This is a genomic window from Acinetobacter sp. ANC 4470 (genome assembly GCF_002135335.1).
Lineage (GTDB): Bacteria > Pseudomonadota > Gammaproteobacteria > Pseudomonadales > Moraxellaceae > Acinetobacter.
This window is the reverse complement of record NZ_NEGC01000001.1, coordinates 181322-201652: the sequence shown is the minus strand read 5'-3', so window position 1 is coordinate 201652 and position 20331 is coordinate 181322. Positions and strand designations below refer to the sequence as shown.

Below are 20331 nucleotides of genomic sequence, written 5' to 3'. Positions count from 1 at the left end.
GATCAATAGAAGTCATTTGTGGGGAGAAATAAAGATGACGGATATGAATGACTACGATGACGTAGAAGAAACAGCAGTAGATGATGATGAAGCCAAAGCGGCTGAAAAAGGTGCATCTGACAGCAGTGAAAATAGTGCAACTGATGGTGATATGGCAGAAGCTGAAACATTGACTGTGACAGCTAAGTTGAAACAACGTCAGGCATTGGAAGATGAAGTTGCAGCATTTCTGGCACGTGGTGGACGCATTACGGAAGTTCCTGCGGACGAATCTGCAAAAGACTAATCCTTTTTTGCGCCATTTTGTCAGAGATATAAAAAAGCATCACTTCGGTGATGCTTTTTTAGTTTTGATGGACTGATTTCTTAATCTTTATTGGTGAGTTCCAATGCACGTTGGTAGGCCACTTTCTTTTTAATGCCAGTCAAATCAGCTGCCAGTTGAGAGGCGGCTTTGACCGATAAATCTTGCAGTAAACGCGTCAATAACTGATCTAGTTTTTCTTGCTCTAAATCCTTTTCTTGCGTTGCACCACCAATGACTAAAACAATTTCACCTTTTTGTTGGTTACGATCTGATTCAATCAATTGAATTAAATCGGCTAAGGTCATTTTTTTAATGGTTTCAAAGGTCTTGGTGATTTCGCGAGCAAAACCCACAGGGCGATCTGCACCAAAAACATCGGCCATATCTTTCACTGAATCTAAAATACGGTGTGGTGCTTCATAAAAAATTAAAGTTTGTGTTTCATCTTTGAGTTTTTCTAACTGAATCAGGCGTTGAGATTGACGTGAAGGCAAGAAGCCTTGAAAACTAAAACGGTCACTGGGTAAACCCACAGAACTAAGTGCGGCAATCGCAGCACAGGCACCTGGTACAGGCACAACACGGATATTATTGTCTTGTGCAGCACGAACTAATTTAAAACCAGGATCACTAATCAGTGGTGTACCGGCATCACTAATCAATGCCATATTTTCGCCGTTCAGCAATCTTTGGATCAAAATATCAATTTTGTTACTTTCATTATGTTCATGGCAAGCCGTGAGTGGAGTTGATATATTATGATGCTTTAATAATTGAGCAGAAGTACGCGTATCTTCTGCCGCAATAATACTAACCGACTTTAAAACATCAATAGCACGATAAGTAATGTCATCTAAGTGCCCAATTGGGGTCGCTACAACAAATAACTGAGCACTCATAAGGTTTTCCAATGTTGAATAATAATAAAAAATTGATGTGTTTCATCCTGTACGGCATTTTTAACTCTGCACAAGCTGAAGTATTGGTCATTTTACCTGAATCTGGGCCTATGGCGCGAGCTGGATTGAGTATCAAACAGGGCTTTATGCGTGCTTATCAAGCATCAGGCATGAAAACCCCAATTAAATTTGTAAACTCAGATCAGAAATTTATGGCGCAACTGTTAAAACGCCCTGTGACAAAAACCATGCAATTGATCGCTGGGCCTTTAGTGCACAACGACGTGGACGCTTTAATGCAGGTGAAACCGAAGCTTGGAATTCTGCGTTTAAGCAAGGTTACGAACCAAATGGAAAATGTTTGGCAATTTAGCTTATCGAAAAAACAAGATGTACTGAATCAAGTGCTCGAGCAAGATAAAATTAAACAGTTCTATTTACAAGCGTCTTATTTGAAACATATTGAATTTCAGGGACGTACAGGCCTTATCCAAATCAGTGGCCATCAAATTTATTGTATGCCACATTGCTATGAAAATACTGAAAAAGGATTGAAGGTACTGTAATGTTAAGCACGATATCAAGCCCATTAAATTTGGGACAATGGGCAGAACTACAAGCTCTAAAGCTATTACAAGCGCAAGGTTTTACCTTGATTATTGCAAATTATCACTGCCGCTATGGAGAAATTGATTTGATTGTACAAAAGGATCAAGAGTTGATTTTTGTTGAGGTTAAGGCGCGCTCAGTGACTCAATATGCACAATCATGTGAGACGGTTTCATCTTCAAAGCAAAAGAAAATTATGAAATCAGCACTTTGCTTTTTAAATGCACAGCCACAATTTCAAGAATTTTATTGTCGTTTTGATGTGATTTGCTTTGATTTTTTCCAACAATTTGCAAAAAAGATACAGCAAGATTTTTCTAAATGCCCTTATGATCAGCAATGGATTGAAAATGCGTTTACTTTTGATCAAGAGTTTATTAATCTTTGAACAAAATTAGAGTATAAATACTGCAATAAAATAGAATTTAAATAGATGATTAGGAGCCTTGCTGAGTGTTTAATCGTATTGCAATGACGTTACTGTGTGTAGCAAGTTTATCTGGTTGTGCGAGCTTTATATCGAGTGGTACAGGATCAGCGCCAGTTGGGACAGAAAGTGGTGCTCGTTCACTTGGGCAAGTATTTATTGATTCTTCTATAGAACGTACTGCTAAAATTAATTTATATAAATTAGATTCACGCTTTAAACAATCTCGTGTAAATATTGAAAGTTTTCACGGTAATGTCCTGCTTACAGGGCAAGTGCCAGATGCGCATTTAAAGCAATTGGCTGAAGATAATGTACGTGCGATGACAGATGTTAAAACGGTACATAATTACATTACCATTGGCAACCAAATTGGTTATAGCACCATTATGCAAGATACTACGGTAACTGCAAATACACGTGGATTGGTGATGAAAGCCGTGGTTGTATCCGATAGTAAAGTTCGTATTCATACCGAAGATGGTATTTTATATGTGATGGGACGTTTAAATCAGGCAGAGATTAATGACCTTAATCAAGTGCTTCAGCAAGTGGGTAATGTCACTAAAATTGTTACCTTGATTGATAATGTCGAACAAGCCCGTGTAGTGACTTCAAGCTTTAGTAGTCCAGTCGTCAATGCACAACCTGTTGAACAAACACCAGTAGCAATCGACCCCGATCAAGCAGAGCCTACGAATGCTCAATAATGTAACTCAAGTCTTCAAAAAAACGTTGGATCAAAAAGTAGAAATGTTGAGAACGCTGTATAAAGAGTTCCGACTGTACGATTTTGGTAGTTATGTATTGAATCGTTTAACTCCTCGAAAGGGTTATACGCTGAATAAAAATATCGCTTATGGTTTAAAAGCACGACAGCGTTTAGATATTTTTTCTGCCGAAGTAGCACGTGAGCAACGTCCTTTAATTGTGTTTGTACATGGCGGGGCGTGGTTGCATGGAGATAAAAAAGACTATCACTTTGTCGGTGAAGCCTTTGCTAAAGAAGGTTATGATGTTGTCGTCATTAATTATCATCTGGCACCAGCACATATTTTCCCGAGTTATATTGATGACTTGAGTTTGGCATTAAATTATTTGACGCAGCATCAGGCTAAATTAAATATTCGGACTGAAAAGATAGTATTGATGGGGCATTCAGCGGGTGCCTTTAATGTTATGTCGGCAATTTATCATCCGAAGCCTTATGCTTTACAATGTCGTTCTCAAATTCGAGTGGTTATTGGTTTGTCTGGACCTTATCATTTTGATTATAAAGATGATCCCTTATGTGCGGATGCGTTTGATCAGAGCGTACCTTATCAACATGTCATGCCTTATTATTTTGTTGAAAGCAATGAAGTTAAGCATTACTTGTTTTTAGCGTCGGATGACCAAGTTGTGGGTCATAGTAATTCACAAGATTTACATCGTATTTTGCAGGAAAAGGGCAACCATAGCCAAATGATTACCATCTCTGGTACGGGGCATGTTTCCATTATGGGATCGGTTTCGAGTTTGTTTAGTCGCTATTTCCAAACCAAGAAACAAATTTTGGCGGTTTTAGAAGAAGCGTTAAGACCTTAATTTATAACCATTCGCGAGTGTCATCTGCGACAGGGTGACCTTCAACTATATGTTTGATCATCGCGTATGCAATGCTGCCTTTAAATGGAATTTCAGGCAGTTGATCAAATTTAAAGAATTGAGCATCGCTAATTTCTTCTTCCTGAAGTTTTATTTCTCCAGAAGCATATTCAGCACGAAAAGCGAGCATGAGATTACTGGGGAAAGGCCAAGGCTGGCTGGCAAGATATTGGAGATTTTTTAATTTTAATCCAATTTCCTCGAAGGTTTCACGGCGTACTGCTTCTTCTAAAGTTTCTCCAACTTCGACAAAACCTGCGATGAGTCCGTACATGTTGGTTTTGTTTTTCGCATTTTTCGCCAGTAAAATTTCGTCATCGCCGCGTGTAATCACAATGATAACGCAAGGTTGTACGCGGGGGTATTGATGATAGCGGCATGCAGGACAAATCATGGCATGTTCAGTCGGATGTGCTTCTGTTTGATGCCCACAATAACTGCAAAATTTATGATTTCTACGCCATTCTAATAGTTGAATTGCACGGCTGGCATATTCAAACTGTTGGATATCCCAAATCGTCAATAATTGACGAATGGGAACCAACTGTAAACCTTGAGGAATGGCTTCATCTTCAAGAAGATCACGGGCAATCACTTGATTGCCTGCGCTAAAATAAAGATCACTTGCCAAACTTTCAACTTGAGGAAGTTGAAAGTTTTCATCCACTAAAAGTTGATGTTGATGAAAAATATAAGCAAGTGATAATTCAGACATTAGGCAACAGTTTTCAGTTTTTCGCTACTTTGTAATGCTACATTAAACATTGATTGTAATACAGGCTGTTTGTATTTTAAATTGTCAATCATCATATCGGCACTGGCTAGAATATCGAGCGTATGATTGATATGTTCAGCATTGATCAATCCTGATGTTTCAATTTTCTGTTGAATAAAATCAGCAGCAGTTCTTAATGCGACTTGACCTGCTTCAGTATTTAAGAACAACAGCGCACCCCCAATTTCGCGTAATTGGGTCGGAATATTTTCTATCGGTGCAAGATTGTTGTCTTGTGCATATTGCATTAAGGTCTGGCTAGAAAGTTCAATTAGTATTTTAGCTTCATTGAGTAACGCTTCATGTGCTTCGTCTAAACGATCTAATGAAATATTCATATTGTTGACACGAAGCTGTAAACGGCTTGAAGTGTGATGACGTTCGAGTACCCCAATTGAATTCATTGCAGATAAAATACAATTCATTAATTGTTGGGCAAAACCTTCATCTTTTAGAACCTCCACATCGTTAAGCAAACTTGCTTGACGCGATAAATTATTGAAGGCTTCATTTAGATTTAACACTTTGAAAATATTAGCCAGATTATTTAATTTTTGTTGTAATTCCAGTGTTTTTTCTGCTGTCATGTTGTGATAGTTATATTCGATGTCGTTACGAATTTGTGCCATTTCTGTGGTCACAAGTTCACTAATCGTATGCATGGTATCAAAATCAGGACCATACAGATGGCGGCTGAAGACTTGTAATTGAGTGTCTGTAAGATGGTCGTCACCAATATTTAGTTGGTTACGAATATGCTGTGCAGCATTATCTTCTTGGCTAATACACAAACTTAAGATATTGGCTAAATCGGACAAGCTGGGTTTAAAATCATCAGGTGCATTAAAATATTGAGCCATATTTCTTTCAATACTGACTAAGGTACGGAAACGTGGGTCATTGAGAAGCAAATTATCCATTTGATTAAATGCAACATGTACCAAATTCCAATATTGTTTACTTGGCGTATTTTCAGCAAGACCTGCTAAATATGTACCAACTAATTTAATCGCTTGAAGATCAAATTCAGTTTCAGCTTGTTTAATCATCTTGTTTAAAGATAATTTATATAAGCGATGAACATATTTAGATTTTTCTAAGGTAGGTGCTTGAGGCAGTTGAAAATCTGGGGTGATGCAGTCAAGTAGCGACTCAATATGCTGACCTTCATGGGTAATGGGCTTACCCAATACAATTTCCAAGCGATTGAGGGTATCGAGTAGGAATTGTGGAATTTTAACTTCGCGCAAGCAAATAAATTCGATATAGCGCTTCAACATGGTGGTGCCTTCACTTAAAGCAATCACCTCTTGCGTGTTAATTTGCGCAGGATTCCCCATGATTTTACGCATTAACTCTGCAGAATATTGAGCAATTTTAGCCAAACTTTGCATATCAATGAGCGCCAAGACTTGAGCGCATTGCTCAAATTGATTAAGTGCATCATCAATACCAAAAGGTAAGCTTTGGTCTTCTGCTAAAGTACTAACCGCTGATTCAACTAATTTAATTGAATTATCAACCTCATTTTTTATTATCAGCAATGCAGTTGGGTCAAAATGAATAGAGGTTTGGTAAGACATGTATCTGCACCTTTCCTAGGGTTTTATCTGTTTATGAGCAGCCCGTTAAGGCGAAACTTCTTTATGTTTAACTATAACTTAACTGTTAAACGTTTAAATATAAAAAATACTAGAAATGTAGATTTTATTTTGCAAAAAGACAAGCAGTTCCATGCTTTTCTTCAAATTGTTTGATCCATGTCTCATGTGCGTCAAGTTCTTGTGCAGAAGGGAGAATGATCGGGAGATCAACTTGCACACTTTGTTGGCGTGCCGTCTGTGCTTCTTGTTGTTCGCTTGCGGTTAGGGTATCCATATCAAAGGAGACTTGACCACCCGTCATAGCAAGATAGACATCGGATAAAATTTCAGCATCGAGTAACGCACCATGGAAAGTACGGTCTCGTTGTGGAACTTCATAACGGCGCACTAAAGCATCGAGGGAGTTTTTTTGCCCCGGATGCTTATTTTTCGCCATAGCCAATGTATCGGTGACAGAACAGACTTCAGAGAGAGCAACAAAGCCTGCACGTTTAAACTCCATGTTAAGGAAGTTCATATCGAAGTTGGCGTTATGCGCAATAATTTCCGCACCTTTTAAATAATTAAAAAGGACTTCTGCAATGTCTGCATATACAGGTTTGTCTTGTAAGAAGGCATCTGAAATACCATGAATGTTTTCAGAGTCGCCAACAGCTTTTTTCGGGTTGATATAAATATGAATAGAGCTTCCCGTAAGTTTACGGTTCACCATTTCAATGGCGCCCACCTCAATAATACGATCCGTATCTTGGAAATAAAAACCAGTCGTTTCTGTATCTAAAATCAGTTGGCGTGGGCCAAACACTTCTTTACTTCGAGGTGTAATGACAATGTGTGGATGATCAGATGTTAAAGGCGTTGCAGCACTTGATAAAATATCTTCCTCAGATGTAAGGTTTTCTTGTATGGTTTCAACCTGTGTGATTTCAGCTTCGAAATGTTCTAAAGTTTGATCATCATTTTCTAAAATTTCATCGTCATCTTGTGCATCGGAATCCATTAAATCGAAACCAAAAGGGTCATCGAGCAACCAATCTTTTTCATCTTTTTTTTTATCTAAAATCACTGTTTCTTCGGATGGGTTTTTCATTGACTTTAGGGTTTTGTCCGCACCTAGGTTTGCCAATTGATCTGCCATTTCATTACCTGCATGTCCTGCATGACCTTTAATCCAGTTCCACTCAATTTCACGACCTTGGCAGGTTGCATCCAGTAATTTCCAAAGATCTGGATTTTTAACATCTTTCCAGTTTTTCTTTTTCCAACCGTGAATCCACTCGGTAATGCCTTGTTTGACGTAGTTGGAATCTGTCCAAATAATCAATTTGGCATCGGTAGGGCAAAATTTAATCCCTTCAATTGCCGCCATTAATTCCATACGGTTGTTGGTGGTGTGTGGTTCACCGCCATAGATTTTGTGTTCTTCAGATTCAGTAATGACATATGCACCCCAACCGCCTAAACCAGGATTGCCGCGACAAGCGCCATCGACATAGAGTGTAATTGTTTGAGTCATATAACCAAATCCGAACGAGTAAGAGTCAAATTGAACAACGTGAATGCTATATTGTATAACGCAATTGCCGTTTAGAACTGCATAACATGGTTATTTTTTAATTTCTTGTAACATTTATACTGAAATAGCGCTAAATTACGGGCTTGTGTCTACGACATGCTTCACTACAATGGCATATCTAAAAAATAAATTTTATACGAGTTGTTTGGATTCCTTTATGTATAAACCAACCGCGATTTTGTGTCAGCCTGCATTACCTAAATTTTTAAAAATTACTGTATTGGGTTCAGCCTTAGCTGCTCTTGGTCTGACGGGCTGTTCCTCAAGCCAAAGTGCAACACAAGGATCAAAATCAAAATTGGTAGGTTCTGGATATCTAGATGCCAATAGCTTGGATTCTTTAGAAGATTTACTTTCTGCAACCGATATGCGTGCAGTAGAAGGTGATCGACTATTGATTTTAAAACACGGTGACGTTTGGAAGCGGATGACCGTTGGTTTTAAAATGGATCAAGCCCATTGGGACTCTCGTATTGAAGCGCAACGTGGTTGGTTTATTTCACGTCAACCATACTTAGACCGTTTGAGTGCACGTGCTTCTCGCTATCTTTATCACACAGTGAAAGAAGCTGAACGTCGTGGTTTGCCGACAGAACTGGCTTTATTGCCGATTATTGAAAGTTCGTATGATCCCGCTGCAACCAGTAGTGCTGCGGCTGCAGGGATGTGGCAATTTATTCCGAGTACGGGACGTATTTATGGTTTGAAACAGACCAGTTTATACGATGGTCGCCGAGATGTAGTTGAATCGACCCGTGCGGCTTATGAGTTTTTAGGTGCGCTATATAATCAGTTTGGTTCGTGGGAACTGGCTTTAGCGGCATACAATGCAGGTCCCGGTCGTATCCAACAAGCGATTAACCGTAATAAAGCAGCAGGTTTGCCAACGGATTATTGGTCACTTAAACTTCCGCAAGAAACCATGAACTATGTACCGCGTTTCTTGGCCGTGGCGCAAATTATTAAAAATCCAAATGCGTATGGTGTGTCATTACCACCGATTGCCAATCGTCCGCACTTTAGAGAAATAGCGATTGGTACAGCAAATTTAAATGATGTTGCTGCTATTACTGGTTTAAGCCGTGCAGAGTTGTATCAGTTGAATCCGGGGCATCGTGGTGATCGTATTGATAGTGAAAGCCCAATGCGCATTATTATTCCTGCCGATTTAAGCCCATCCATTGATACGAAACTCAAAAAATTACAATCGAGTTCGGGGAGTTTGTGGGCAAGTGCAGCACAACCCTTTACCCCAGAAAGAAGCAATCCGCCTGAACTCAATACTAAAGTGATTAATCCGGTAAAAACAGCACCACCGATATTAGTGACCAATACAACCAAAGTGTCTCAACCTGTAGCAACGACTACGGTTAAACCGACCAATCCTGTGGTAGTAACACAAAGCTCAAGTAAACGTGTATTTACACCTCAAGGTTCGGCTGCATTGGCATCTTTTGCTTCAAATAGCGATATTCCTAGTGCACCACGTATCCCTGTTGCGGTTACTCAAGTTGTCAATGTTAAACCTGTGATTGTTGAGCCGCCGTTATCTGTGCGTGAACGTGAACAGATTTTGGCGGCAGTAAAAGCTGAAGGTGAAAATAAAACGCTAGAGCAAGTGCTTCAGCCTGTGGCAAGTAAAGCTGAACAAGAAAAAGTGGTCGAAGAAATTAAAGCGATCGCACCGCAAGGTACAGAAATTACTGATCCTTTTGACGGTAAAATTAAATTAACCGCGATTCAAACCAGTCAGTCTGTTGCAGAGCAACAAGGTAAAGAATTAACCAAAGGATTTTCTTATCCAAAAGGCGTAGCGGAAAATACCAAAGCGGATTCTGAAGAAGCTAAACGGAACCAAGGTAAAAACTACGTTAAGACTGATTCAGAAATTGTCGTTGTTCCGCCCAAAGGTAAGCGCAGTACCTATACAGTGCTTCCTGGGGATACTCTAGCGGTGATTGCCATGAAAAATGGTTTGAATTGGCGTGAGGTAGCGAAGTGGAATCAGATTGATCCGAGTTCACCGCTTTATGTGGGAACCAGTATTTATTTATACGATGCTAAACCGCAAAATACAGAGACATCTGCAACCCCCAAGGCTAAAAAAGCACAGCCTGAAACCTATGTGGTGCAAGCCAATGACAGCTTAACCGGCATTGCAAGCCAATTTGGACTGTCGGTCAAACAACTGGCGGATTACAATGATTTATCTATCAGTAGTGGCGTGCGTGTTGGGCAAAAATTAGCATTAAAAGAAACCATTTTAGTCAATTCGAATAGTGCGGATAATAAAGCTAGTAGTGCAAGCCAAATCGCTAAAGTGAAGACCAAGCCCTATGTGGTTAAACGTGGTGAATATTTAAAACTGATTGCAGACCGTTACGCATTGTCTAATCAAGAATTAGCGGACTTAACCACAGGTTTAACTTCGGACAGTAGTTTAATGGTGGGACAAAAAATTAATGTTCCATTGCATGAAGTCGACACCAAGGTAGAAAGCAAACAGGAAGAAAAAACCAGTCCGATTAAAGCGGAAGCTGCTGCTGTAGAACCATCGTATAAAATTGAAAGTTATCAAGTACAACGTGGCGATACTTTGTATAGCATTGCAGCACAATCAAAAATGTCTTTAACTGAATTGGCACAGCTTAATAAACTCTCCAACAACAGTGGCTTACAAGTCGGTCAGACCATTAGAATTCCTGCAGGTTCAACGGTTCCCGAGAGTTACACGGTACAATCGGGTGATAGTTTATCTGCTATTTCTGCGAAATATAATTTAGGAATAGACTATATTGCCAATATTAATGGCATAAATCGTAATACGGGATTACGTGTTGGGCAGCGCTTAAAATTGAGCGGTGAAGAACCAGTACTCAGTAAAGTTGAAGCAAAAATTGAAAAAGTCAGTACTGAAAAGCAAAGTGTTGAAAAACAGAGCGATATACATGTCGTAAAATCGGGTGAAACACTCAGCAGTATTGCGAAAAAATATCGCCTACAGTTAGATTATTTAGCGACATTAAATGCTTTGCCGCGGACTTCAAATGTACGGGTGGGGCAACGCTTAAAAATTGAAGGTGATTTGCCAAAGTCTGAAACAAAAGTTGAAGCACCAACCATTAAAGCCGCGAAACCATCTCGAAATACTGAAGCCTATAACGTAAAACCTGGTGAGTCTTTAAATGCCATTGCCAACCGGTCTGGAGTGACAGTGGCTGAGTTAGCGGCTCTAAATGATTTAAATGCGCGTGCAAGTTTACGGGTGGGTCAACAGATTGTGGTTCCTAAAACTGTAGCTGAGTATAAAATTAAACGGGGAGATACCTTAATTGGTTTAGCAAACCGTTATGGTGTGGATACTGGAAAACTTGCTGAAATGAATGCTATTCAAACGAATACTCAATTGCGTATTGGCGAAGTGATTAAAGTTCCAAGCTTATAAAAATTTAAGCAGAGACAAGGAGTAGTATCACATGCCGTTTGCTATAGCAAAATGCATTGGCTTGATGTGTGGGTTAAGTCTTTTTGCACCAAGGCTTTGGGCTGCTGTGCAGGCTACTCCTTATATTGCTATCTATAGTCAGCCGAAATATGCTGCTTTGGCGGCAATGCCTTATGCCAATACGAATGCTCCCAAAGGGGGCTATCTCAGTGAGTATGCTAGCGGTACTTTTGATAATTTAAATAGCATGAATGGTAAGGGTCGCTATGTCGAAGGTGTAAATTATCTTTTTGACAGTCTTATGAGTAGTTCACTTGATGAACCCAATGTGATGTACCCTTTATTGGCTGAAAAAGTGACCTTTGATCTGGATCATCCAAACTATATTATTTTTCATTTAAATCCTAAAGCTCGGTTTAGTAATGGCACGCAGGTTACTGCTCAAGATGTTAAATTCACTTTTGATACTTATCAGACCAAAGCCAATACAGGTTTGCAAATGTATTTGTCAGGTTTGGCAAAAACAGAAGTATTATCAAAATACGATGTCAAAATGACATTTAAGACAGCAGATAATACTGAGTTACCTTTAATTTTGGGACAAATGTCAATTTATTCCAAAGCAGATTGGAAAAATAAAGATTTTACCAGAGTCTCGATGCAACCTATTTTAGGTTCAGGCCCTTATTTGATTGATCGAATTGACGCGGGGCGTAGTATTACTTATAAGAGAAATCCAAATTATTGGGCGAAAGATTTACCCGTAAATAAAGGTCGCTACAATTTTGATCGTTTGAAATATGTATATTATCGAAATATGCAAGTTGCTTTTGAGGGATTTAAAACAGGGCAATATACCTTACAAGAAGAAAATTCTGCGCGAACTTGGATGACTGAATATAACTTTGATGCAGCTAAAAAAGGTTTGATTACAAAGTATATTTTAAAAATTCAAACACCAAAAGATCTACAAAGCTTTGTGATGAATAATCGTAGAACGCCATTTAATGATATTTATTTTCGTCAAGCTTTAACCTATGTCTATGATTTTGAATGGCAAAATAAAGCATATTTTTATGGGCAGTATCAACGTTTACAAAGTTATTTTGATGGTAGTGAATTGGCTGCACGAGGCAAGCCGAGTGCCAAAGAACTGGCAATTTTAAAGCCATTTTTAAATCAGCTCCATCCTCTACAACGTAAAGGGGTGCTTGTAGACTGGAAATATCCTAGTTCTGAAGGTGGTGGCTTTAACCGCACCAACTTACTCAAAGCACATCAAATTTTACTTGATGCAGGTTATCGTTATCAGAATGGTCATTTAATTGACAAAAAAGGCAAACCAATACAAATTGAGTTTTTGATTCATCAGGACAGTTTGCAGCGTACTTTAATGCCTTATGTACGTAATTTAAAAAAACTGGGGATCAATGTCAGTATTCGCGTGGTTGATGTGCCACAGTATCTTGAAAGAACAAGAAAAAATGAATTTGATATGACCACTTTACGTTTACCAATGACTATTAGTCCTGGAAACGAGCAAGCACAATTTTGGGGGAGTAAAGCTGCTGATGAATTTGGCAATTATAATTTTGCGGGTATTAAAAACCCAGCTATTGATCATGCGATAAAGAACATTATCCAAGCAAAAAACCGTGAAGATGTGGTGATTTATTCTCGGGTTTTAGATAGATTGTTAAGAGCAGGTTATTATCACTTGCCGACTTATCAAAAAGAAGGGACTTGGTATGCATATTGGAATATGTATAAGCAACCTCAAGTCAAACCCAAATTGTCAGCAGGTATTGAGTATTGGTGGTCAGACCCAGTACAAGCTCAAAAAGTCGTTAATTATTTACGTAAACAATAGCTTTTCAGATTATTTATAAGTTTATTTGAAAACTTATAATGATCATGATGCCAAATAAGTGAAGTCACAAGGAACGTCATTTCGATGGGCACATATATATTAAAAAGACTGCTTTTGATTATTCCAACACTGTTTTTCATTCTATTGATTAATTTTGTCGTGGTTCAGATTGCACCTGGTGGGCCAGTTGAACAAGCTATTCAGGAAGCTGAAAATTTTCAGGGAGCTGGGCGTACATCAAGTGCTGGGGAAGTAGGGTCATCATCGACTAGTCAGTATCGTGGCGCACGTGGCTTAAGTGATGAAATGGTCGAAAAAATAAAACAACAATATGGTTTTGATAAACCCGCTCATGAACGTTTTTGGATGATGTTGAAAGGTTACTTGCATTTTGATTTTGGCACTAGTTTTTTTAAAGATAAACCTGTTACCCAGTTACTCTGGGAAAAAATGCCTGTGTCCTTGTCTTTGGGTTTATGGAGCACTTTACTGATTTATCTGATTTCGATTCCTTTGGGAATTAAAAAAGCGCGCCAACATGGCATGTTCTTTGATAAATCGACGTCCATGTTATTGGCGATTGGCTATGCCATTCCATCTTTTGTTTTCGCCGTGTTGCTGATTGTCTTTTTTGCTGGTGGTTCCTATTTTCAATGGTTTCCCTTACAGGGCTTGGTGTCTGAAAATTTTCACAGCTTAAGTTGGCTGGGCAAAATTAAAGACTATTTTTGGCATATGATGTTGCCTTTATTGGCCATGGTGATTGGTGGTTTTGCGGGACTGACCTATTTAACCAAATATTCCTTTATGGAAGAATTAAACAAGCAGTATGTCTTGGCTGCACGTTCCAAAGGTTTAAGCGAATCACGCGTGTTATACGGTCACGTGTTCAGAAATGCCATGTTGATTGTGATTGCTGGTTTACCCGAAGCATTGATTGGTATTTTCTTTGTCGGCAACTTATTTATTGAAATCATCTTTAATTTAGATGGTTTGGGTTTGCTGGGTTTTGAAGCCATTCAACAGCGTGATTATCCTGTTATTTTTGGCACATTATTTTTATTTACCTTGCTGGGTTTAGTATTGCGTTTAATCAGTGATGTGCTGTATCAGGTGATTGATCCGCGTATTAATTTTGATTCGCGAGGTGCCGAGTGATGTCACCTTTAATACATATGCGCTTAAAACGCTTTAAAGAAAATAAACTTGGCTTCACTTGTCTGATTTTGTTTGTGCTGATTCTTATTTTATCACTGGCTTCGGAATTGATTGCCAACGATAAACCGCTGTTAGTGAAATATGATAATTCACTTTATCTACCTGTTTTTAAATCCTATCCTGAAACCACATTTGGCGGTGTATTCGAAACAGAAGCAGATTATAAAGATCCCGTGGTACAACAGCTGATCGATAATCAAGGGTGGGCGCTTTGGCCACTGATTAGGTATTCCTACCAAACGCCAAATTTAGAACTGGCGGTGCCTGTACCTTCTGCACCAACTTCGCAAAACTGGTTAGGAACCGATGACCAAGGACGTGATGTGTTGGCGCGTATTCTCTATGGTTTGCGTGTATCGCTGCTTTTTGGCTTTGCCTTAACCTTTGCTTCAGCCATTCTGGGAATCGTGGTAGGCGCAATTCAGGGCTATTATGGTGGATGGGTCGATTTAATGGGGCAGCGTATCCTTGAAGTCTGGGGCGGCTTGCCGACTTTATTTATGGTGATGATTTTGGTCAGTATGTTTACTCCAAATGTGTATTGGCTATTTTTGATTATGCTATGTTTTGGTTGGACGACACTGGTGGGGTTGGTACGCGCAGAATTTTTAAAAGCCCGTAATTTGGATTATGTACGTGCAGCACGTGGTCTGGGAGTTAGTGATCGAACCATTATGTTTCGGCATATTTTACCAAATGCCATGAGTTCAAGTTTGTCACAACTACCATTTATGTTGACGGCCAATATTACCGCACTGACAGCTTTGGACTTCTTAGGATATGGTTTACCTCCAGATGCAGCATCTTTAGGTGAATTATTATTACAAGGCAAGTCGAACTTAAATGCACCATGGTTGGCACTGTCAGGCTTCTTTACCTTAGCCATTGTTTTATCTTTATTGATTTATATTGGGGAGGCGACACGTGATGCATTCGATCCAAGACGCCAATAATCCACAGGTGGTATTGGCTGTAGAGCATCTAAGTATTCAGCATGAACAACAGCTGTTGGTTGATGATTTAAATTTTCAGCTTCATGCCGGTGAAACCATTGCCATTGTCGGTGAAAGTGGTTCGGGTAAGTCCATCAGTAGTTTGGCTTTACTGGGGCTGCTACCTAGCACTTTAACGATAAAAGGTCAGATCTGGTTGGGGCAACAAGATGTGTTAACCCTCAAGTCTGAACAACTAAGACAAATTCGTGGTCAGAAAATGGCGATGATTTTCCAAGAACCGATGACTGCCTTAAACCCATTACATCGGGTGGAAAAGATTATTGGTGAAACTTTGTTGCTGCAAGGCTGGTCAAAAGCAAAGACCCAAGCACGCATTATCGAATTACTCAACGATGTTGGCATGACCGATCCAGAAGATAAATTGCGCCGTTATCCGCATGAACTGTCGGGTGGTCAGCGTCAACGTGTGATGATTGCTATGGCTTTGGCCTTAGATCCCGATATTTTAATTGCGGATGAGCCAACGACGGCTTTGGATGTGACCTTACAGGCGCAAATTTTAGTGTTACTCAAATCATTACAACAAAGCCGAAATATGGCCATGATCTTGATTAGCCATGACTTAAATTTGGTTCATCGCTATGCTGATCAGGTGATTGTGATGAATAAAGGTGTGGTTGCAGAACAGGGCAGTGTTGACGAAATATTTAAATATCCGAAGCAGGCATATACTCAAGATTTATTAAATCATGATTTTGGTCAAGCCATAGAGATTGCAGATCGTCCTAATATATTGACTCTACACAATGTTGCGGTGAAGTTTCCGATTAAGCAAGGTTGGTTAAACCGAGTCAAAGATTATTTTGTCGCTGTTGAACCCTTAGATTTACAGTTGGCACGGGGTGAGTCGATTGGCATTGTTGGGGAAAGTGGCTCGGGTAAAAGTTCACTGGCTTTGGCCATTACCCGACTCATTAAAAGTGAGGGTGAAATTGTTCTGCTTGGAACAGATTTAAACAAATGCAATGAAACACAATTACGTCCCTTGCGTGCTGAATTTCAGATCGTTTTTCAAGATCCATTTAGTAGTTTAAACCCACGTTTAAATGTGGAGCAGACCATTGGTGAAGGTTTGGGTTTAAAAAAACTCTCCAATCCTGAAATATCACAGCGCATTGATGAAGCTTTAGAAAAAGTAGAATTACCCATCAGCTTTAGAACGCGTTATCCACATGAGCTTTCGGGTGGGCAACGTCAGCGTGTGGCTTTGGCACGAGCGCTGGTACTAAGACCTAAGCTACTTGTACTGGATGAACCGACCTCGGCACTGGATCGCACTACGCAACGGGCAATTGTGAAGCTGTTAAGACGTTTACAGCAAGAGCACCAAATTAGTTATTTATTTATCAGCCATGATTTACAGGTTGTGAAAGCATTGTGTCAAAAAGTTTTGGTCTTACGTCGTGCGAAAGTGATGGAATTTCAGACCACGGAGCAATTATTTTTAAATCCGCAAACCGAATATACCCAACAATTGATTGCCGCAAGTCAGTATGTATAAATTTACTGACAAGTCATATTGTCAGAATAATCATTGACGAATAATATAAAAAGTTTAGAGTTTTAGCTCTACATAACGACAAATAAATTAGGGTATGAATATGAGTCATCTTGCTGAAGCAGCCAGTATTCGAAATATCACCTTTAAAAATCGCATTATTAAGGGTGCGATGAGTGAAGCCTTAGCCAATTATGAAGGTCAACCTAGCCAATTACATTGGGGGTTATATGAAGCGTGGGCAAAAGGCGGCTTAGGTTGTGCGATTACTGGCAATGTGATGGTGGACTTTCGTGCCAAAAATGAACCGGGCGTTGTGGTGGTTGAATCAGAGCGTGATCTCGCTCAATTGCAACGCTGGGCAGCGATTGGTAAGCAATATGACATGGTGCAATTGATTCAATTGTCGCATCCAGGTCGTCAGTGTCCAAAAGGACTCAATAAAGAAACCGTTGCACCTTCGGCTGTGCCTTTTAGCCCAATGCTTGCGACAACTTTTGGTACACCGCGTGAATTACGTGAAGATGAAATTCTGGACATTATTCAGCGCTTTGCAACATCGGCACAAATTTGTGAAAAAGCAGGCTTTGAAGGCGTGCAGTTACATGGCGCACATGGTTATCTGATCAGTCAATTTTTATCGCCATTGACCAATAAACGCCAAGACCAATGGGGGGGTTCAATTGAAAATCGTATGCGCTTCTTATTGGAAATTTATCAAGCCGTACGCGCAGCGACTTCAGAGCAATTTATTATTTCAGTAAAATTAAATTCAGCAGATTTTCAGCGTGGTGGTATTACTGAAGAAGAAGTCATTAGCGTCTTTAAAGCCATTGATGAAGCGGGTATTGATTTAATTGAGATTTCAGGCGGAACTTATGAAGCACCGGCAATGGCTGGGGCGAAAGCAGATAAACGTAAAGTCAGTACCATTGCCCGTGAAGCATATTTCCTCGATTTTGCAGAGAACATTCGCAAAGAAGTAAAATGCCATTTAATGGTAACGGGTGGTTTCCGTACCGTGGAAGGGATGAATGCAGCCTTAGACAGTGGTGCTTGTGAATTTATTGGTATTGCACGTCCTTTGGCAGTCGAAACGGATGTAACCGATCGTTTGATTGCTGGGCAGGATGTACGTTACGCAGTCAATAATATTAGAACAGGTATTCCTATGGTCGATAAAATGGCGATTATGGAAATTATCTGGTATGCCGCGCAGTTTAAAGACATTGCGCAGGGCAAACGTCCAAATCCTAAATTGTCACCACTCAAAGTGTTCTTTAAATATGCCAAAGGCAATATTACTGCCATGATTAAAGGTCGGGTCAATTCACGTCGTAGTGCATAGGATTGATTACCACGCTTTAGACCAATACGATTGAAATGTTGAAGCAGACCATTGTCCTTTCTCTAATGCACGTTGAAAGGCAGGTCTGCTTTGGATGTGTAATAAGTAACGCTGGATATGCTGTAAGGATTCAAATGCTGGGTTGGATTGCGTGCAAGCCAATAGTGGAAACCATAATAATAGATCTGCAATGCTGAACTGATGACCTGCGACATAGTTGTGGGTTTTTAGATGTTCATCAATCATGTGCATATGTTGATTCAAGGTATGATTTAAATAACCTTGATCAAATCCAAACTTTAGCAATTGACTGACAAAACGTACTGCCCAAGGTGTTTTTGCCACAATTGCAGCAAAAATTTGTTTGAGTGCTAAATCAGGCATAAATGTCGCTTCAGCAAAATTTTTCCAATAATAATAGAACTGTATTTCTTGATGACTAAGCTGAGCTATGCCTAAATCATTAAATAAATAGCTTAGATAGTCTGAAATTGAGGCTGTTTCAGCAGGGGTAATGACATCTGAACCATCATTTTCATAAATTTGCACAGTTGGACATTTAGCGAGTAGGTGAGGATGTTTAATCGGATCTAAGCTTTGATTTGATAGATTGTCCTCGCAAAAAATCAATTCATAATCGAGTTTTAATTCTTCTAATAACCAGAGGATACGCTGAAAGCGTGAATTGGTTTTATGAAATAGACGAATGTGCATAGAGTAATAATTTATTGTTTTGTCGTACTTGAGTATAAAATAGAAAGTTATTTTGAATATGATTCTGCTAAAAATAAAAAAGCCCGATTAATAATCAGGCTTTTTTATGAGATTTTTCAATCTCGAATGTGGCGACCCTACGGGGATTCGAACCCCGGTTACCGCCGTGAAAGGGCGATGTCCTAGGCCTCTAGACGATAGGGTCAATAGATGAGGCATACTTCTGAAAACAAAACCATAAATTAAATGGCGACCCTACGGGGATTCGAACCCCGGTTACCGCCGTGAAAGGGCGATGTCCTAGGCCTCTAGACGATAGGGTCGTTTCAGAGGTGGGCGTATAATAGGGTGGATATGAAAAGCTGTCAAACTTTTTTCGAGGATAATCTTTGAAAATAGAGTTAAGTGAATAAAAATAAAACAAATATGTGAAATATACTTTGATTTGGTTTGTTTTTTAAGCAACAAGGCATCCACAATGCTTTTGATGACAGCTGGGTGTTGTAAATAACCGGTAATTTGATGTGGATTGTGAATAAGCGTGGTAATTGCTTGATTAATAATCGGTGGTTTGAAATTAAAAGGTGCTTCGGATAGAGGGAAAGTTGTTAAAAAATCATCGGGCGAATAAAAATTAAACCAATCACCATGCAGCTGAGGTGGACGAGAAATAGGTAAGTTCAGTTTTTCTTGAATCACCTTAAATGCCAGCGGCGAACCTAGCGTAATAAAACGATGCACTCTAAAGTTGGTAAATTGATGCAGTAAGTTATAGGCAATGACTGTACCTAGTGAATGAGCCACAATAATATGATCTTTGGTGGGGTGAATGTGGAACATAATCCTTTGGTGAACTTCATGCATAAAGTCTGGGTTGGACAAGTACAAATAGGTTCCAATTAAAAATTTATGCATCAGTGTTTCGTGTAGTTTTGGGTAGTGATTGAGGAACATACTTAATTCTCTAAAAGCATGGTCTTTGGTTAACGCTGAAATGACGGATAAACGCTGGGTAAGCGATTCAGATTGCTCAGGATTGAAACAGGGCAAGGGAGTGTACACGGACTACGTTCTTGAACAATAGACGTGTGATGCCTGAGGTGAAAGGGGAGATGTAAATGCAAAAGTGATTTAGGTAGCAGTATGGCTAAATCTAAAATGTTGTATAGCTGATGTTTGGTCAGTAAGTCGCCATAAAAGGGTAATTTAATATCCAGTGATTTAAGCTCGATATTTTGCTCTGCATGACTCAAGCCAGTTTTAAATACATTTAACCAATGTTGTTTTAAAGCATTTTCATCATAATTTTGTTGATTCATGCCGTGAATAAAAATGATTTTCATACAGGGTCAGATTTTTTATAGAGGACATTGTCTGT

Annotated in this window: 16 protein-coding genes, 2 tRNA genes and 1 pseudogene; 11 read left to right on the top strand and 8 right to left on the bottom strand. The window is 39.4% G+C overall.

Going from position 1 to position 20331, the window contains the following annotated elements; all coding sequences use genetic code 11:
• The first annotated feature begins 34 nt into the window (after positions 1-34).
• Positions 35-286 (top strand): hypothetical protein, encoded by a 252-nt coding sequence (locus tag B9T25_RS00980; RefSeq protein WP_086164239.1) that lies wholly within the window; start codon positions 35-37, stop codon positions 284-286.
• A gap of 80 nt (positions 287-366) precedes the next feature.
• Here B9T25_RS00980 and rsmI read toward each other — a convergent pair whose 3' ends face one another.
• Positions 367-1206, bottom strand: a complete 840-nt coding sequence (rsmI, locus tag B9T25_RS00975) for a 16S rRNA (cytidine(1402)-2'-O)-methyltransferase (RefSeq protein WP_086186635.1) — start codon at positions 1204-1206, stop codon at positions 367-369.
• An 11-nt stretch (positions 1207-1217) separates the two neighbouring features.
• Between rsmI and B9T25_RS00970 the strand changes: the two genes are divergently transcribed.
• From B9T25_RS00970 to B9T25_RS00955, 4 genes are all read left to right on the top strand, one after another.
• Complete coding sequence (locus tag B9T25_RS00970; RefSeq protein ID WP_086186634.1) at positions 1218-1772, top strand: penicillin-binding protein activator; 555 nt, start codon at positions 1218-1220, stop codon at positions 1770-1772.
• Positions 1772-2203 carry a YraN family protein gene (locus B9T25_RS00965; protein WP_086186633.1) on the top strand — a complete coding sequence of 144 codons (432 nt, stop codon included), beginning with the start codon at positions 1772-1774 and terminating at the stop codon, positions 2201-2203. The genes B9T25_RS00970 and B9T25_RS00965 overlap by 1 nt, the downstream gene beginning before the upstream one ends.
• Positions 2204-2268: 65 nt before the next feature.
• Positions 2269-2952 carry a BON domain-containing protein gene (locus tag B9T25_RS00960; protein WP_086186632.1) on the top strand — a complete coding sequence of 228 codons (684 nt, stop codon included), beginning with the start codon at positions 2269-2271 and terminating at the stop codon, positions 2950-2952.
• Entirely contained in the window at positions 2942-3829 is an 888-nt protein-coding gene (locus B9T25_RS00955) for an alpha/beta hydrolase (protein ID WP_086186631.1), read from the top strand. The genes B9T25_RS00960 and B9T25_RS00955 overlap by 11 nt, the downstream gene beginning before the upstream one ends.
• Position 3830: 1 nt before the next feature.
• Here B9T25_RS00955 and nudC read toward each other — a convergent pair whose 3' ends face one another.
• The 3 genes from nudC to dnaQ all read right to left on the bottom strand — a co-directional run bounded on the left by nudC (position 3831) and on the right by dnaQ (position 7784).
• Complete coding sequence (nudC, locus tag B9T25_RS00950) at positions 3831-4604, bottom strand: NAD(+) diphosphatase (RefSeq protein WP_086186630.1); 774 nt, start codon at positions 4602-4604, stop codon at positions 3831-3833.
• Positions 4604-6247: a chemotaxis protein gene (locus tag B9T25_RS00945; RefSeq protein WP_086186629.1), complete on the bottom strand. Its 1644-nt coding sequence runs from the start codon at positions 6245-6247 to the stop codon at positions 4604-4606. Before B9T25_RS00945 ends, nudC begins: the two co-directional genes overlap by 1 nt.
• A 124-nt stretch (positions 6248-6371) precedes the next feature.
• Positions 6372-7784 (bottom strand): DNA polymerase III subunit epsilon, encoded by a 1413-nt coding sequence (gene dnaQ / locus B9T25_RS00940; protein ID WP_086186628.1) that lies wholly within the window; start codon positions 7782-7784, stop codon positions 6372-6374.
• Positions 7785-8001: 217 nt separating this feature from the next.
• Between dnaQ and B9T25_RS00935 the strand changes: the two genes are divergently transcribed.
• The 6 genes from B9T25_RS00935 (at position 8002) to B9T25_RS00910 (ending at position 18239) form a co-directional block, all read left to right on the top strand.
• Positions 8002-11289, top strand: a complete 3288-nt coding sequence (locus tag B9T25_RS00935; protein ID WP_086186627.1) for a LysM peptidoglycan-binding domain-containing protein — start codon at positions 8002-8004, stop codon at positions 11287-11289.
• Between the two features lie 31 nt (positions 11290-11320).
• Positions 11321-13159 (top strand): extracellular solute-binding protein, encoded by a 1839-nt coding sequence (locus B9T25_RS00930; RefSeq protein ID WP_086186626.1) that lies wholly within the window; start codon positions 11321-11323, stop codon positions 13157-13159.
• A gap of 84 nt (positions 13160-13243) precedes the next feature.
• Positions 13244-14317, top strand: coding sequence for a microcin C ABC transporter permease YejB (locus B9T25_RS00925; protein WP_086186625.1), 1074 nt, complete (start codon positions 13244-13246; stop codon positions 14315-14317).
• Complete coding sequence (locus B9T25_RS00920) at positions 14317-15330, top strand: ABC transporter permease (RefSeq protein ID WP_086186624.1); 1014 nt, start codon at positions 14317-14319, stop codon at positions 15328-15330. Before B9T25_RS00925 ends, B9T25_RS00920 begins: the two co-directional genes overlap by 1 nt.
• A complete protein-coding gene (locus B9T25_RS00915) occupies positions 15305-16894 on the top strand; it encodes an ABC transporter ATP-binding protein (RefSeq protein WP_086186623.1) in 1590 nt (529 codons plus the stop codon). The genes B9T25_RS00920 and B9T25_RS00915 overlap by 26 nt, the downstream gene beginning before the upstream one ends.
• Positions 16895-16994: 100 nt before the next feature.
• Complete coding sequence (locus B9T25_RS00910) at positions 16995-18239, top strand: NADH:flavin oxidoreductase/NADH oxidase family protein (protein WP_086186622.1); 1245 nt, start codon at positions 16995-16997, stop codon at positions 18237-18239.
• A 6-nt stretch (positions 18240-18245) separates the two neighbouring features.
• Here B9T25_RS00910 and B9T25_RS00905 read toward each other — a convergent pair whose 3' ends face one another.
• The 4 genes and pseudogenes from B9T25_RS00905 to B9T25_RS00890 form a co-directional block, all read right to left on the bottom strand.
• Positions 18246-18953 (bottom strand): glutathione binding-like protein, encoded by a 708-nt coding sequence (locus tag B9T25_RS00905; protein WP_086186621.1) that lies wholly within the window; start codon positions 18951-18953, stop codon positions 18246-18248.
• A gap of 129 nt (positions 18954-19082) precedes the next feature.
• Positions 19083-19158 (bottom strand) — tRNA-Glu (locus tag B9T25_RS00900).
• A 42-nt stretch (positions 19159-19200) separates the two neighbouring features.
• Positions 19201-19276 (bottom strand) — tRNA-Glu (locus B9T25_RS00895).
• 142 nt (positions 19277-19418) lie between these two features.
• Positions 19419-20296 (bottom strand): annotated as a pseudogene (locus B9T25_RS00890) (hypothetical protein); the annotation flags it as partial.
• Positions 20297-20331: the final 35 nt, after the last annotated feature.